Origin of the sequence: Akkermansia sp. RCC_12PD (assembly GCF_036417355.1) — a bacterium.
In the GTDB taxonomy this organism is placed as follows: Bacteria; Verrucomicrobiota; Verrucomicrobiia; order Verrucomicrobiales; family Akkermansiaceae; genus Akkermansia.
Window position 1 is genome coordinate 1,906,327 of sequence record NZ_CP143889.1, and the last position, 14,164, is coordinate 1,920,490.

The window sequence follows — 14,164 nt, forward strand, 5'->3', positions numbered from 1 at the left end:
GGTTGAAGGTTGAAATCAAGTATTTTAATGGTCACCGGGAAGAGTCTGTTTACTCCGTCCGGCGGAGAAAACCCCTGCCGGAAATATTCCGGCAAGGGTTCATGTTCATGAGGATGGTTCCCGTTGGGCTCAAGCCTTGGGCGCTTCTTCCTTTTTGGAGCAATCGCAGGGCTTTTCGCCTTTGCTGCAGGGCTTGTCACATTTCTGGCCGCACTTGCCGTCCTTGTCGCACGTGGCGTCCTTGGTGCATTTTTTGTCTTTGCCGCAGCACTTCTGGGCGGCGGGAGCGGAGGAATCCGCCGGGGCGGCTTCCTGGGCGTAGCCGTTGAAGCTGAATGCGAAGGCAAAGGCTGCTACAGCGAGGATTTTCTTCATATGATTTATTGTCTGTGTTGTTGGTTTAATCAATGAAACGGCGCGTTTCACACCGTTCTACGTCTTCATAGAGTTGCAGACTTTAAGATTTGTTCAAAAAAATATGGTTGGAACATGTTTTTTACGGGGTGTTTCTGTATTCATTTGTTCTGTGGGCGGGATGAAGAAGTCTGACAGTGCGGGAGTGCGGACGGAGCGGCGGCTTGCACAGCCCCTTTTCTTGGGGCAGAGTGAAAAATATGAGTTCAGTTAAGGAACCTGTGATGCACCGTTTTGGGAACGGTTTGACGGTTTTGATCAAGGAGGACAAGTCCCATCCCGTGGTATCCCTTCAATATTGGGTGGGCACGGGCTCCATGAACGAGGGGCATTTGCAGGGCAGCGGGATTTCCCATTTGCTGGAGCATCTGGTGTTCAAGGGGACGGAGAATTACTCCGGGCAGGATCTGGCCCGCAAGGTGCAGGAACGGGGAGGCCATTGGAATGCCTATACGAGCGTCAACCGCACCGTTTTCTATATAGACGGTCCGGCGGAGTCCTGGCAGGTTTTCCTGAATCTGCTGACGGAGCTGGTATTTTCCCCCACTTTCCCGGAAGGGGAGCTGGAACGGGAGAAGGAAGTGGTGCGCCGGGAAATGGCCATGTACGCGGATGAACCGGATTCCGTGGCCTACCAGCTTTTAATGCAGACGCTGTATCTGAAACATCCCCGCCGCTGGCCCGTGCTCGGTGAACCGGAGGTGTTCGACACCCTGACCAGGGAGGACGTGCTGGAGTATCACGCCTCACGCTATGTTCCGAACAACGTGGTGCTTTCAATCGCCGGGGATGTGGATGCCAGGGAGGTTTTGTCCCACCTGGAACTGCTGGTGGAGGATTTGAAAGCGCGGCCTCTGAACCGGGAGCCGTTGCCGCACGAGCCCCACCAGTTCGGTTCCCGGACGGTGCGGAAGGAGTTTGCGGTACCTTATTCCAAATTAAGCCTGGCGTGGCGTCTGCCCTGTTCCGCGCATCCGGATACGCCGGCGCTGTCTGCCCTGGCCAGCATTTTGGGCGGCGGCCGTTCCGCGCGGTTTTATGAGAAATTCCATGACCGGCTGGGGATGGTATACAGCATTGAAGTGCATTCCAACCAGTCCGAGTCCGATGAAGGAGCGTTCACCATTACCATGGACGTGGACCGTGCCCAGCGGGACAAGGTGCGGGACCTCATTCTCCAGGAACTCCGGAATCTGGAACGGGAAGATTTCACGGAAGACCTCAAGAGAGTCTGCAAGCAGACGAGAGTGAGCCGTTTGCGCCGCAAAAGCTCGGCTTCCGGCATGGCCTCGGAAATGGGGGCGGACTGGTTCGGCGCGCGCAACTTGAACTTGTCCTCCGAATGGCAGGAGGCCATTGAACGCGTGACTTCGGAAGACCTGCACCGGGTGTGCGCCGGATGGCTGTCCTCCCCGAATGTGACGGAAGTCAGCCTGGACCCGCTGGGCAGCAATGCGGAGGAGGTTCCTGCCGGCAGTGAGGAAACGGATGCCGTTCTGAGCGAGCTTGTGCTTCCCAACGGTTTGAAAGTGGTTGTCCGGGAAGACCACCGGCTGCCGCTGGCCTATGCCTGCCTGGTGTTCAAGGCCGGATGCCCTGCGGAGAATGAGCGGAACGCGGGCGTGACGGATTTGATGTCGGAATGCCTTCTTAAGGGTACTACCACCCGCTCCGCGGCGGACATTGCCCGGTTTTTGGAAGACATCGGCGGCGCGATCAACACCTCTACAGGCAACAATTCCCTGAGCGTGGGCTGCCAGACGCTGGCGGAAGACCTGGATGCCGCCCTGGAGCTGATGGCGGATGTCGTGATGAATCCTTCCTTCCCGGAAGACGCCTTCTTCAAGGAAAAGGAAACCTTTGTGGCGGATGCGGAGGAAGATATGGAAGACCCTCTTTCCGTGGCGTTCAGGCAGGAACGGCACGTGGCCTACGGCAATGTTTCCTACGGCAATTCCCCGGCGGGAACGGCGCAAAGCCTCTCCTCCCTGACGGTGGAGGATATCAGGAAACAGTACGAGCGCATTATCTGCGCCTCCAATGCCGTGTTATGCATTTCCGGAGATGTGATGAAGGATAAAGTGCTTCCCCTGCTGGAAAAACATATGGGAGCCATGAGAAAAGGCAGTCCGCCCGTGCTTGCCCCTACGCCCGCCCTGAAGTCGGGAAGGGAAGTCACCGTGCTGGACAAGCAGCAGGCCGTTCTGGTGGTGGGCGTGCCGGGGGTGGACGTGGTCTCCCCGGACATGGCGATGGCCCTGATATTCCAGGCGTGGTGCGGGGACATGGCTGGTCCTGTGTTCACGAACATCCGGGAAGAAGCGGGTCTGGCCTATTATGCCAGTTCCTCCCTGTTCATCGGCATGGATGCCGGGGGCATCTGCTTTTACCTGGGGACCTCTCCGGAACATCTGGAGGAAGCCGAAAGGCGCTTGGAGGAAACGCTGTCCATGATCTACGAACAAGGAATGACGGAAGAGGAGCTGGAGCGTACGAAGGCTTCCGCGCTGTCCTCCCGTCTGCTGGCCATGCAGTCCAATGGCACGCTGTGCCAGATGCTGGCTCTGGATATTCTGTTTGGACTGCCGCTGGACGCTTTTGAAAAGCAGACCCGGGCCATCAGGAACATGACCGTGGAGCAGGTGAATGGCTTTATCAGAAAGATTCTGGACCCGTCACAGCCCCGTTCCTGGTCCATCGTGCGTCCGGAGAATCCGTAAATGAGCGGCATTTGCCGTGGTTCTGCGGCATTGGCTTCCGGAAACGGAAGCCTTTCTTTTGTTACGGCTGGAGGTTTTCCCGGAACATGGAGGAAAGGAATATCCGTTCCGGTCATGAAAAAAGCCGTCCCTCCTTCCGGAGGAACGGCTTGAAAATGGGTTTCCCGTGCTTTAACCAATTTCCGTGCGGCCCAGCAGATGGGCGCCTTCTTCCATGGCCAGGCTGCGGGTCTTCATGTCTCCGACGACGCGGGCCTGCTGCTTGAGTTCACAGCGGTCGGAAGTGACCTTGCCTTCCACGTTGCCGTAAATGCGCACGTCTCCGGCGGTGATGTCGCCCTTGATCTGGGCCGTTTCACCAATGGTGACTTTTCCCTTGTCGGAAATGATTTCGCCTTCGATTTTTCCGTCGATGTGCATATCATTCTGGAAACGGATGGTTCCCTTGATTTCAATGCCGGAGGCGAGGAAGTTCGTTACATTGTCTGTCATTGTCGTGAAGTGGTTGGGTGGTGAAGAGTGCTGGCTCAGATGGTCATGATGTCCTTTTCCTTGGCGGCTACCAGATCGTCAATTTCCTTGACATACTTGTCCGTGAGCTTCTGGATCTGCGTTTCCAGGTCCCGCTGGCCGTCTTCCGTCACAATGTTGTCCGTCTTGAGCTTTTTGGCGGAGTCCATGCCATTCTTGCGGGCGCCGCGCACGCGCACACGGGCTTCTTCCGCCTGGGATTTGACGAGCTTCACCAGATCCTTGCGGCGTTCTTCCGTCAGGGCGGGGATGGGCAGGCGGATGGAGCGCCCTTCCACGATCGGATTGAGGTTCAGCTTGCTTTCATTGATGGCGCGGCCGATGTCGTGGGCCGTGCTGGGGTCGAAGGGCTGGATGAGGATGAGGCGGGGTTCCGGCGTGCTGATGACGGCCAGGCCCTTCAGCTTCATAACGGAGCCGTAGCTGGATACGTGCACGTCCAGGTTTTCCACAAGGCCGGGAGAGGCTTTGCCCGTGCGTACGCCGGAGAATTCCTGCCTGGCGAAGTCCACGGCCTTGAGCATGGCTTCCTCCGTCTCCAATAGTAATGTTTCTGCGTCCATATGATGGTTGATGCTAAGTGTTTTTTTGTATGGTTGAAAGGTTTTTCCGCCGGGTTCAGCAGATCGTGGTGCCGATGGGCTCCCCGAGCAGGGCGCGGGTGATGTTGCCCGGAGTGTGCATGTCGAATACGATGATGGGCTTTTTGTTGTCCATGCAGAGGGTGAAGGCCGTGGAGTCCATGACCTTGAGCTGGCGTTCCAGGCATTCCTGATAGGAGATGGAGTCAAAGCGCTTGGCCCCGGAAACTTTCTTGGGGTCCGCATCATACACGCCGTCCACGGAAGTGGCCTTCATCACGACTTCCGCGTTGATCTCGCTGGCGCGCAAGGCGGCCGTGGTGTCCGTGGAAAAGAAGGGGTTGCCTGTTCCAGCGCCGAAGATGACAATTTTGTTGTTGTCCAGGTAGGAGCGGGCTTTCAGGCGGATGAAGGATTCCGCCACGTTTTTCATTTCAATGGCGGATTGAACCACGCAGGGTACTCCGGCGCGTTCCAGCGCGCTTTGCAGGGCCAGGGCGTTCATGACTGTGGCAAGCATGCCCACGTAGTCCGCCGTAGCGCGGTCCATGCCGCGCACGCTGGCCTTGGCGCCGCGCCAGAAGTTGCCGCCGCCCACTACCAGCCCGATCTGGACGCCTGCGCGGTGCGCCTGTGCGATTTCTTCAGCGATGCGGGCGACGATTTCCGGAGAGATATTGTCCATGCTTCCAGGGCTTCGCAGGGCTTCTCCGCTGAGTTTCAGAAGTATTCTTTTAAAAACAGGTGCTGGTGTGTCAGACATAAATGCGGCTTTTACGCAGACAAGATTGAAATTTCACGGGGGAAAAAGAAAGCAAAAAGAACAGCTTTACTGATTTTTCTCTGGCGTGCCGGTGATTTCCACTTTGATGGGGGTTCTGCTCTCCACGCTGCGGGTGGGGAAGGGGAAGGAAATGCCCTCCGCCGCAAAACGGTGCTTGATATCGTGCGCCAGGGTTTTCTGACAGTCCAGGAAGTTGTCCTTCAGGCACCAGGCCCCTACCGTGAAACCCAGGGAAGAGTCCTGAAAACCTGAAAACATGATGAGTGGCGCCGGGTCGTCCAGGCAGAGCTTGTTTTCCTTGACTACTTCTTGAAGGACGCTTACGACGTGCTCAATATCGCAGTTATAATCCACGCCCAAGGTCAAATCGCAGCGGCGCGTGGAAAAACGGGTGATGTTGCTGACCGGATTCTTGATGATCATTTCATTGGGAATGCGCACCATGGTATTGTTCGGCAGCCGGAGCTGGACGGACATGAGGTTGATGGAGTCCACGTTGCCGGTAATTCCGTCCACTTCAATCATGTCTCCCAGGTTGATCTGCTTTTCCCCTACCAGGAAAAGGCCGCTGATGATGTTGGACAGGGAGGTCTGGGAGGCGAAGCCCACGGCCACGCCGATGATGCTGGCCGCACCCAGCAGGGTGAGGATGTCAAACCCCATCAGGGCGAAGGCCTCCACGCCGATGATGATATAACCCGCGTTTTTGACGATTTTCACCGTCAGGCGGGACGCCTGCGGAGACATTTTCATGGAGGTGATTTTGCGGAGCACCTGGCAAAACAGTTTCAAAAGAATCCAGCTGATGACCAGCCAGATGATCACATGCACGATTTTTGCCCCGGCGGACTGCACCATCTCCAGCTTGAGCCAGTCCGGCATGTTCAGAAAGTCCATGGTTTTTGTCCATATGTCTTCCGTGGGGCCTGCTGCCATGAAGTCCGCATTCATGCCAAGTGTGTAGCAAAGGCGTTCATGCGGCTCAAGGGGCGTGCGCGTATTCTTCCCGTTTTATGACGGGAACATTTTCAGGGAAAGGATTGGGGAATGTGCATGAAGATAGACAAATATGGGGATAGGAGCCGGGTCCCCAGTGGAAAATGTTTTAGATCAACATGAATAAAACTACCTCATTATGGGATGTGCTGGACTGGCTGTCCTTGCCGTTTCTGCTGAAGCCGGACCTTCACGTTTTTTGGAAACCGGACGTGCCGCCGGTTAATACCCATTCCGGGATGGCTTCAGAAAAGCCGGGCCCCGGTTTGAACGCTTCAAGCAGTGTCATTCCCCCTCCGGACGCACGGTTGCCGTCACTGTGGCGGGAAAGGACGGGAGAAGCTGTGAGGCGGATTTTGAAGACTCCGAAACGGAGGCCAGGGCCGCGCATGCGGCGTGGGAGAAAAGACAGGGGACCAAGTCCAGAATCTTCGGCAATCAGGCGGAGCAGGAGGCGGTGCCAAAATTTTTCACGGGAAGCGGAGCGGAAGGCTCTGCTGGGCGGATGCAGAAATTGAAACTGGCCGTAGAGGCTTGAAAGATAGACGGGATTCCTACCGGAAAGCTGGCAGAAGTCTTATCCCGGCGGATGAAACAGGCGACCATGAGCAGGATGCAATCAACTACTTGATTGCCGACAACAAGGTGAATATAACTCTGGAACAGGGGCGGCGGCATTGTGATCCTTCCGCGGTGCATGAAAAATCAAAAAGGCCGTTCCGCAAAATGCGGAACAGCCTTGAAGCTGCTTGAAATGCTGGTTACTTGCTGAGGTAGCTGGCCACGCCTTCGTGAGACGGAGTCATGGCGGCTTCACCCTTGTGCCAGCCGAGCGGGCAGACTTCTCCGTACAGCTCGAAGTGCTGGAGGGCGTCCACGACGCGGATGGCTTCTTCAATGGAGCGGCCCAGCGGGAAGTCATTGATGAGCTGGTGGCGGACGATGCCGTCCTTGTCAATCAGGAAAAGGCCGCGGTAGGCGATCATTTCCCCGGAGACTTCGATGTTGCCGTCTTCATCGATTTCCTCGTTGCCGGCCAGAACGCCGTAGTCGGAGGAAATGGTCTTGTTGATGTCGGCCACGATGGGGTAGCTGACGCCCTGGATGCCGCCCTGTTCGCGGGGGGTGTTCACCCACGCCCAGTGGGAGAATTCGCTGTCCGTGGAGCAGCCGACGACGGCTACGTCACGCTTGTCGAATTCGCCGAGCGCCTCCTGGAACCCGATCAGTTCCGTGGGGCACACGAATGTGAAGTCCTTCGGATAGAAGAAGAGGATCACATATTTTTTTCCCTTGAACTGGTCAAGGCTGAAATCCGGGACGATGGTACCGTTGACGACTGCGTTTGCACTGAAATGAGGTGCTGGTTTTCCGATGAGGAGCATGATATGTTTTTTGGTTTGGTTCTAAAAGAATGATTCCAAAAAACGAGAGGAAGTCAAGTGGCAATGACGTTCCGCAAGTGGCAAAAGGGCCTGTTTTCTCTTGAAAACGAGACTTGTTTTGTCAGTATTGGCTGCATGTCATCCCTGAAGGCGCAGCAGGACCAATGGTCCGGAAAGATAGGAGTGATTCTTGCCGTGGCCGGAAGCGCCGTGGGACTGGGCAATTTTTTGCGTTTTCCTGGCTTGGCCGCCCAATACGGCGGCGGGGCGTTCATGGTGGCTTACGGCATCATGCTGGTTCTGGTGGGCGTGCCCGTGGCTTGGGCGGAATGGTCCATCGGGCGCAGGGGCGGCCAGCAGGGCGCCCATTGCGCCCCCGGCGTGTTCTGGTACCTGACGAAAGGGTCCAGGCTGTGGAAGTTCCTGGGCGTGCTGGCGGTGCTGGGGCCCTCTTCCGTGGCTTTTTATTATATGGTGGTGGAGGCGTGGTGCTTCGGCTACTTCTGGAAAATGCTGACGCAGCCGGAGCTGTTTGTTACGGCGGAGAGCACGGCGCAGACGTTCTTCTCCTTCACCGGCATGGCCGGAGACGGAAGCGCCCTGTTGTCGGACAACGGAATGCTCTGGATCGTGGGCGGCGTTATTCTGATCAATCTGGGCATTATCTACCGGGGCATCAGCAAGGGGATTGAGATGTTTTCCCGCTGGTTCATGCCCGTGCTGCTCCTGGTCTCCGTGATATTGCTGGTGCGCATCCTCTGCATCGGCACTCCTGATCCGAATTATCCCGACCGCAGCATTGAACAGGGGCTGGGGTACATGTGGAACCCCAGCAAGGTTCTGGTGGAGGAAAAAACGCCGGAAAGCGGGGAGTGGAAAACGGTTTCCATGGTTTCCGCCTCCAGGCCGGGAGCGATGGAGGAGGCCGGACGCCAGGTAGAGATGTCCAACGGAACGCTGAGGCTCACGAAGGTGACGCTTTGGGATGGACTGCGGAATATCGAATTGTGGGTGGCCGCCGCCGGGCAGGTGTTTTTAAGCCTTTCCGTGGGGACGGGGCTGATTCTGACGTATGCCAGCTACGTGCGGAAAAAGGAGGACATCGCCCTCAGCGCCTTGTCGGCCTCCGCCTCGAACGAGGTGTGCGAGGTAGGGCTGGCCGGCATGATGACCGTGCCCGCGGCTGTGGCGTTTCTGGGTGTGGCCGGCGCGGCCGGGCAGGGTACCTTCGCTCTCGGGTTCATGGTTCTTCCCCAGGCTTTTGCCAAGATGGGGTCAAGCGTGGTATTCGGCAGCCTGTTTTTCCTGCTGCTTTCCGTGGCGGCGGTGACCAGCTCCATTTCCATGATGCAGGTGGGGCTGGCGTTTATTGAGGAATTCATGGGGTTGAAGCGCAAGCTGGCCGTGGTGGTGCAGGGTTTTTTCGCTTCTACGGGAACGCTGGTCGTGGCGTGGTTCAGCAAGGACCTGCTGGCGATGGATACGTATGACTTTTTTCTTGGCACTCTCTGCTTTTTCATGAGCGGCATGGTGATGATGATTCTGTTTTCCTGGAAGCTGGGTGTGGATTCCGGCCTGCGGGATCTGGAGGACGGTTCCGTCATCCGGATTCCCAGGATTTACCGTTTCATCATGAAGTATGTGACGCCTACCCTGCTGCTGGTTATTTTCCTGGTCTGGCTGGCGGAAAATATCTGGGTGAAGCAGGCGGCACCCGTAGCCGCCCTGGGCCGCGGGGAACACGGAGCCGTGATCCCGATGGGATTCCTGGCGGCGTACGTGCTGTTTCTGGTTTTCATCACCATGGCTTCCAGCAGGCACAAAATATATCACGGTCCCCGGTAGGCGGAGGGGACGGGCGTGCGGCTCCGGGGCAGGCGGCCATGTGCGGGAGGGCCTCCGGTTTTATCTGCACGTGGCAAGGGTTTAGGGCTCCTTGCGGGGGAATTCGCAGGCTTGACCATGCGCGTATTTGCTATAGTCTGATACCATGTCCAGAACGAGGAGGATACGCAGAAAGAAGGCCCGAACCGGAGGACTCTGGAAAAAGCTGCTGCTGTGGGGTGTTCTTGGTGCGGCCGTTTTGGCGGTTGCCGGAGTGGCGGGGTCCTATCTGTACGTGAGGTCTTATCTGAAAAGCGACTCTTTTCTGTCCATGCTGCGCCAGTCCGCGATTGACGACATGAACGTGGATGACGCCCGGATCGAACCCCTGGAGTGGGACGGTTCCGGAATACGGTGCGGCGGGGTGACCATGCAGGGGCGCGAGTTCCTGACCAGTCTCCAGGCCAGGTCCATTGAAACGGAGTTCAGCCGCTGGGACCTGCTGAAACGCGCTTTTGTCATCAATTCCGCCAATATTGCGGAGCTGAAGCTTCAGTTGTCTCCTGTACCCTTCCGCTTCAAGGAGAAGGAGGACGGCCCCAAGAGCTGGGTGGAAGAAAACATTTTGCCGGATACGTTCCGGCTGGAGAAGGGAAGCATTAATTCCTTTTCCGTTTCCTACGGAACTTCCGGCCATCTGTATACCCTGGACGGGGCAGGTGTGGAGTGCACGCATGATGACGGCTCCAGCCAGTACAGGTTTGACTTGCGCGGCGGAAAACTGCTGGTTCCTTTCAAACTTTGCCCGGAATTTTCCCTGATGTCCGGAACGGTGCAGTTTAATCACTCCAGCGGGCGCCTGAACGTTCCCTCCTGCCGTCTGACGACCGATGCGGGCGGCTATTTGGATATCAAGGGTGACTGGGACAGAATGACCTCATCCTGGACTGCCAACGTCGTGATCAATAGTATTCCCGCTTCTTCCATATTGGCTGACGACTGGAAGAAGCACGTCCAGGGAGAAGTGAGCGGCGGCGTGGATTTGCGCGGTGATCAGGGCAGGCTGACCCATGTGGCCGGACTGTTCCGCCTGCAGAACGGCATGCTGTCCGGGCTGCCTGTCCTGGACAGGCTGGCCCTGTTTTGCGATTCCTCCAGATTCCGCCAATTGGCCCTGCACAAGGCTTCCGCCCAGTTCCGCTACGGCAAGGGAGTCTGGCATGTGTCCGATGTAGTAATAGAGAGCGAGAACCTCATGCGGGTTGAAGGCTGGCTGGAAATAGGGGATGACGGTTCCTTAAAGGGGCGCTTTCAGGTCGGCTTGCGGGCGGATGGCATGTGGAATTCCCTTCCGGGATTTTCCGACGTGTTTTCCGCTTCCCGCCAGGGCGGGGGGGCCGGGCTCGTCTGGGCGAATGTGAACATTGGCGGAACATTGGACAACCCTTCGGAGGATTTGTCCGCACGCCTGCTTAAGGCAGCCGGGGAACGTTTGAAGGAAATCGGCATGGAGAAAGTGGCTGAGGCGGCAGACGTAGCCTCGCGCCTGTTCAACAAGGCGGCGGGGAACGGCAGGGACAAGGACGAGAAGAGGGAGGACGGATTCAGAATTCCTGCCGCGGACAAGGTTCCTGTTCCGGTGATGCCCAATCTTCGGGATGCCGCGGAAGAAGGGCTCAAGACCGGAAGCGGTTTGATGGACGGCTTGATGAATCTCTAAATGGAGCTTGCTGATGAAACCATATCCTTTCCATACGGTGCAGACGGTGGCTGTTATTATGGAACGCATTGCCGATACGGCATTCCGCGCCGCCCTGCCTAATGGCAAGACAACCGTGGCTTTCGTGGAGAAGAAGAATGCGCCGTTGAGGGATGTTCTCCAACCGGGCGACCGGGTAAACGTAACTATTTGTCCGGCGGATTTTGACCGGGCCCGCGTGGACGGACTCGCGGATTAACGGATTTGGCGGTCAAATTTTCCCGAGGCCGGGATTAAACCCGGCCCGGTCCGTGCGTACGGTTCATCCTTTACGCAAATGACAATAGCTATGGATGAAAGGCTGGATGAGTTGGGAAGGGATGGCCAATGGCCCTCATCAGGAGGGCAATTATGATGGCCGATCAGAAGGAATTGTGCAGGGGTTTTCAAATCCGGTGGGCGGAAATGACGATGGAAAATAATTGTATCTCTTTAGATCTAGGTAATTTAGATAATGTATTGAAGAATGGGCTGAAATCACGGATATCTGGACAGTGTACAGATGAATTAATTTTTTTATTCTAATTCAACTATCTGTGTTGACGCCGGATTTGAAATCCGTTATTCGTAGCGTGTTACCATCCATGGGGAATTGGTGCAAAAAAACACTATTTAACACAGTTAACTATACTTGAAGATGAAGCCCTCCTTATTTTTTGCCGCCTCGCTCATCGCGCTTGCAGGCACGGCCCAGGCAGCGATTATCTTTGATTACCAAGCCAATCCCGGAACGACGACTGCCCTGTATGACCCTTCCGTTAGTGAAGGTGTTTCCATCACAGGCCAAACGGTCACCAATGGTTCCGGCGCCGCGTTGTTGCAGAAAACGGGTACCAATTATGTGAATTCCTTTTTGAGTCCCAACGTGAATGTGGGGACCGGAGGTACATGGACCCTGACTTTGTCCTTCACCGTAACGGAAGATGTAACCATTGATTCAATAGCTCTGAATCTTTTTACATTCAACGGTTCCAATCAGATTCAGAACAGCAACCGCAAAGGTGCGTATACGTTTAATTTGAAACTGGGGGATACGGTTCTGGCCAGTTGTGCCGATTCCTCTCTGACTTATGCGGGAACCGGGGATACCACTGCTTCCGGCGCACAGAAGGCCAGCGTGGAGACACTGGGGCAGCGGGGCGGTTCTTCCGGAGTGAGGGAAGAGTCTTCCCTGGACAAGGCTGTTACCTTGACGGCGGGAGAGACTTATTCCATGGAGCTTTCTCTGTCCCGGGGGGCGGAAACCAATGGGTATTTTGTAGGGCTGGGGGCCATTGAATTGAATACTGTTCCCGAACCCGCCACGGCTTCCCTGGGTCTGGCCGGATTGACCGTATTGCTGCTGAGACGCCGCAGGGGATGATGTCTCCCGCAGTGTACCTGTTTTTCAAGCTGCTCCTGTAATTAAAGGGAGCAGCTTTTTTATTCCCTGAGTAGGGAAATTGGCGGTTAGGAGGAGGCAGATGATCTCATGGCAAGCTGAATCAAGCCGCATGAAATAGGCGTTTTCTCATGTAAAAAGGGGTACGAATGAGGTGTGTATGATGCCGATAATGGCGAACATTAATCAATGCGACCAGTCATGTGACATTATAAAACGGGATACCGAAGAAAATGACTCCGGCGGTCTGGGGGGCGAGCGCTCTATTTGGCAAATACCTCAAAATCCAGCGTTCCCCGTTCGGATCCATTCACAATAAGCGTAATCGAATGCTTGCCGGGGTAATGCTTCCGTGTACTTGCATCCTCAAACGAATGGGTTTTCGTGTAAGGCTGCTTACCGTTTTCCTCTAAGGAAAGTTCGGATATCTGGAGTATCTTACGGTTTCGTCTGCCGTTTGCCTTCACATAATCAATGCCATATTCCAGCCTTACCCTGGCTGTTTTTTTGGCCTCAATCCTAAAGAAAAAGGTGATTTCCCCTCCAATGCAAACAGACGCAGCCCCAGCATGATTCATGCAATCGGTATCCGCGAATCCAAAGATGTCCAGCACTTCCCTGTTGCCCTTTTTAAGAAGTGTCCTGCACCCGTGTCTTACAATCCAGTCCGTATGGCTGTTCCTGCCGAAAGAAGGCGGTTAAAGCATGGTTCTGCCTTCCAGAGCTTTCATCAGGGTCAGCGTATCCGCATGGCTGAGGCCGGACCCGGCGGGCAGTCCCTGGGCGGGGCGGGAGATTTTGCAGTCCAGGTCTTTCAACAGGTGGTGCAGGTAGGTGGCCGTGGCTTCCCCTTCCACGTCGGACCCCGTTGCGAGAATGACTTCACACCCCGGCTGGCCGGCCACCCGTTCCACCAGGGACTGGATATTGAGGTCTTCCGGTTCAACGTCGTCCAGCGGGGAGAGTTTGCCCCCCAGGCAATGGTACAATCCGCGGTAGGCGCTGCTGCGTTCAATGGGAATCACGTCCGTGGCCTGTTCCACCACGCAGATGGTCCGGACGTCCCTTTCCTCGTCCCGGCAGGCTTCGCAGAGGGCTTCCGCCGTGCTGAAAAAGCCGCAGACCGGACAGGGCGTGACACTGTCCGCCGCCTGGCCGATGGTCCGGGCGATGGATTCCGCTTCTCCCATGTGCCCCTGGAGCATCCACAGGGCCATGCGTTCCGCGCCGCGCGTGCCGATGCCCGGCAATTGCTTGAGGGCGGCGACCAGTTCAAGCACGGGCAGGGGATAATCCAGATTATTCATGAGATGAAAGGGGGCCCTGTTCCGGCTTTGCCGGGAGGGGCCACAGGATGGCCAGCAGGCCTGCAGTTCCGGCGGAAAGCAGGCAGGGCACAAAGTTGAAGAAAACGCCCCAGAGGCCCAGGGCCGGAGTGAAACAGGCCAGCAGGAGCAGGAAGGCGGCGAGAACGGCCGATTTGCGAAGAATTCCGCGCATCATCAGCAGATTATAGGCCGCGCCGAGGGTGAGCAGGATGCACAGCAGGAATCCGCCGCCGGGGGACAGGGCCGGGGCATCCGGGGACAGCAGGAACGGAGCCTGGGCCATGGCTTTTCTCAGGGCGAATGACCAGGAGGGAGTTACCCCCACCGAGTAGAGCACCACGATGAGGGCGATCCCCGCTATGGAGAACAGGGCCCAGCGCATGAGCAGAATGTCCTGATGTGTTTTGGAGGCCATGGTTGTAAAAATGCAGAAGGCGGAAGCGCGATGACTGCGGTGAAAC

14 protein-coding genes and 1 pseudogene are annotated in these 14,164 nt (G+C 56.5%); 6 read left to right on the top strand and 9 right to left on the bottom strand.

From position 1 onward, the window contains the following. Positions 1-129: 129 nt before the first annotated feature. Positions 130-375 carry a hypothetical protein gene (locus V3C20_RS08055; RefSeq protein WP_130084495.1) on the bottom strand — a complete coding sequence of 82 codons (246 nt, stop codon included), beginning with the start codon at positions 373-375 and terminating at the stop codon, positions 130-132. A 239-nt stretch (positions 376-614) separates the two neighbouring features. Between V3C20_RS08055 and V3C20_RS08060 the strand changes: the two genes are divergently transcribed. Beyond that, positions 615-3,134 (top strand): pitrilysin family protein, encoded by a 2,520-nt coding sequence (locus tag V3C20_RS08060; protein ID WP_130084494.1) that lies wholly within the window; start codon positions 615-617, stop codon positions 3,132-3,134. Positions 3,135-3,305: 171 nt separating this feature from the next. Here the strand turns inward: V3C20_RS08060 and V3C20_RS08065 are convergent, their stop codons facing one another. The 4 genes from V3C20_RS08065 to V3C20_RS08080 form a co-directional block, all read right to left on the bottom strand. Further along, positions 3,306-3,626: a polymer-forming cytoskeletal protein gene (locus V3C20_RS08065; RefSeq protein ID WP_012420356.1), complete on the bottom strand. Its 321-nt coding sequence runs from the start codon at positions 3,624-3,626 to the stop codon at positions 3,306-3,308. A gap of 35 nt (positions 3,627-3,661) precedes the next feature. Continuing rightward, positions 3,662-4,228 (bottom strand): ribosome recycling factor, encoded by a 567-nt coding sequence (frr, locus tag V3C20_RS08070; protein ID WP_067571688.1) that lies wholly within the window; start codon positions 4,226-4,228, stop codon positions 3,662-3,664. Between the two features lie 55 nt (positions 4,229-4,283). After that, on the bottom strand, positions 4,284-5,009 hold the full coding sequence (gene pyrH, locus V3C20_RS08075; RefSeq protein ID WP_130084493.1) for a UMP kinase: 726 nt from the start codon (positions 5,007-5,009) through the stop codon (positions 4,284-4,286). Between the two features lie 66 nt (positions 5,010-5,075). Continuing rightward, on the bottom strand, positions 5,076-5,981 hold the full coding sequence (locus V3C20_RS08080) for a mechanosensitive ion channel family protein (protein WP_130084492.1): 906 nt from the start codon (positions 5,979-5,981) through the stop codon (positions 5,076-5,078). A gap of 364 nt (positions 5,982-6,345) precedes the next feature. Between V3C20_RS08080 and V3C20_RS08085 the strand changes: the two genes are divergently transcribed. Beyond that, positions 6,346-6,564, top strand: a complete 219-nt coding sequence (locus V3C20_RS08085; protein WP_149875604.1) for a hypothetical protein — start codon at positions 6,346-6,348, stop codon at positions 6,562-6,564. Between the two features lie 223 nt (positions 6,565-6,787). Here the strand turns inward: V3C20_RS08085 and V3C20_RS08090 are convergent, their stop codons facing one another. After that, entirely contained in the window at positions 6,788-7,414 is a 627-nt protein-coding gene (locus V3C20_RS08090; protein WP_161981439.1) for a peroxiredoxin, read from the bottom strand. Positions 7,415-7,546: 132 nt separating this feature from the next. Between V3C20_RS08090 and V3C20_RS08095 the strand changes: the two genes are divergently transcribed. The 4 genes from V3C20_RS08095 (at position 7,547) to V3C20_RS08110 (ending at position 12,357) form a co-directional block, all read left to right on the top strand. Next, positions 7,547-9,256: a sodium:calcium symporter gene (locus V3C20_RS08095; RefSeq protein WP_161981664.1), complete on the top strand. Its 1,710-nt coding sequence runs from the start codon at positions 7,547-7,549 to the stop codon at positions 9,254-9,256. A 145-nt stretch (positions 9,257-9,401) separates the two neighbouring features. Continuing rightward, positions 9,402-10,955, top strand: a complete 1,554-nt coding sequence (locus V3C20_RS08100) for a hypothetical protein (RefSeq protein WP_130084490.1) — start codon at positions 9,402-9,404, stop codon at positions 10,953-10,955. Between the two features lie 13 nt (positions 10,956-10,968). Then, the gene (locus V3C20_RS08105; protein WP_130084489.1) at positions 10,969-11,193 is read left to right on the top strand and encodes a hypothetical protein; all 225 of its coding nucleotides are present in this window, start codon (positions 10,969-10,971) and stop codon (positions 11,191-11,193) included. Between the two features lie 438 nt (positions 11,194-11,631). Then, on the top strand, positions 11,632-12,357 hold the full coding sequence (locus V3C20_RS08110) for a PEP-CTERM sorting domain-containing protein (protein ID WP_130084488.1): 726 nt from the start codon (positions 11,632-11,634) through the stop codon (positions 12,355-12,357). A gap of 281 nt (positions 12,358-12,638) precedes the next feature. Here the strand turns inward: V3C20_RS08110 and V3C20_RS08115 are convergent. The 3 genes and pseudogenes from V3C20_RS08115 to V3C20_RS08125 form a co-directional block, all read right to left on the bottom strand. After that, positions 12,639-13,064 (bottom strand): annotated as a pseudogene (locus tag V3C20_RS08115) (hypothetical protein); the annotation flags it as partial. A gap of 9 nt (positions 13,065-13,073) precedes the next feature. Continuing rightward, entirely contained in the window at positions 13,074-13,682 is a 609-nt protein-coding gene (recR, locus tag V3C20_RS08120; protein ID WP_130084487.1) for a recombination mediator RecR, read from the bottom strand. Next, positions 13,675-14,118, bottom strand: coding sequence for a hypothetical protein (locus tag V3C20_RS08125; RefSeq protein ID WP_130084486.1), 444 nt, complete (start codon positions 14,116-14,118; stop codon positions 13,675-13,677). Before V3C20_RS08125 ends, recR begins: the two co-directional genes overlap by 8 nt. Between the last annotated feature and the right edge of the window lie 46 nt (positions 14,119-14,164).

What these genes read in the sequence shown, in the direction of transcription:
- V3C20_RS08065 (WP_012420356.1), bottom strand. Translation starts at nt 3,626, where the DNA reads ATGACAGACAATGTAACGAACTTCCTCGCCTCCGGCATTGAAATCAAG.
- V3C20_RS08055 (WP_130084495.1), bottom strand. Translation starts at nt 375, where the DNA reads ATGAAGAAAATCCTCGCTGTAGCAGCCTTTGCCTTCGCATTCAGCTTC.
- V3C20_RS08105 (WP_130084489.1), top strand. Translation starts at nt 10,969, where the DNA reads ATGAAACCATATCCTTTCCATACGGTGCAGACGGTGGCTGTTATTATG.
- V3C20_RS08110 (WP_130084488.1), top strand. Translation starts at nt 11,632, where the DNA reads ATGAAGCCCTCCTTATTTTTTGCCGCCTCGCTCATCGCGCTTGCAGGC.
- pyrH (WP_130084493.1), bottom strand. Translation starts at nt 5,009, where the DNA reads ATGTCTGACACACCAGCACCTGTTTTTAAAAGAATACTTCTGAAACTC.
- recR (WP_130084487.1), bottom strand. Translation starts at nt 13,682, where the DNA reads ATGAATAATCTGGATTATCCCCTGCCCGTGCTTGAACTGGTCGCCGCC.
- V3C20_RS08100 (WP_130084490.1), top strand. Translation starts at nt 9,402, where the DNA reads ATGTCCAGAACGAGGAGGATACGCAGAAAGAAGGCCCGAACCGGAGGA.
- V3C20_RS08095 (WP_161981664.1), top strand. Translation starts at nt 7,547, where the DNA reads ATGTCATCCCTGAAGGCGCAGCAGGACCAATGGTCCGGAAAGATAGGA.
- V3C20_RS08080 (WP_130084492.1), bottom strand. Translation starts at nt 5,981, where the DNA reads ATGAATGCGGACTTCATGGCAGCAGGCCCCACGGAAGACATATGGACA.
- V3C20_RS08125 (WP_130084486.1), bottom strand. Translation starts at nt 14,118, where the DNA reads ATGGCCTCCAAAACACATCAGGACATTCTGCTCATGCGCTGGGCCCTG.
- V3C20_RS08060 (WP_130084494.1), top strand. Translation starts at nt 615, where the DNA reads ATGAGTTCAGTTAAGGAACCTGTGATGCACCGTTTTGGGAACGGTTTG.
- frr (WP_067571688.1), bottom strand. Translation starts at nt 4,228, where the DNA reads ATGGACGCAGAAACATTACTATTGGAGACGGAGGAAGCCATGCTCAAG.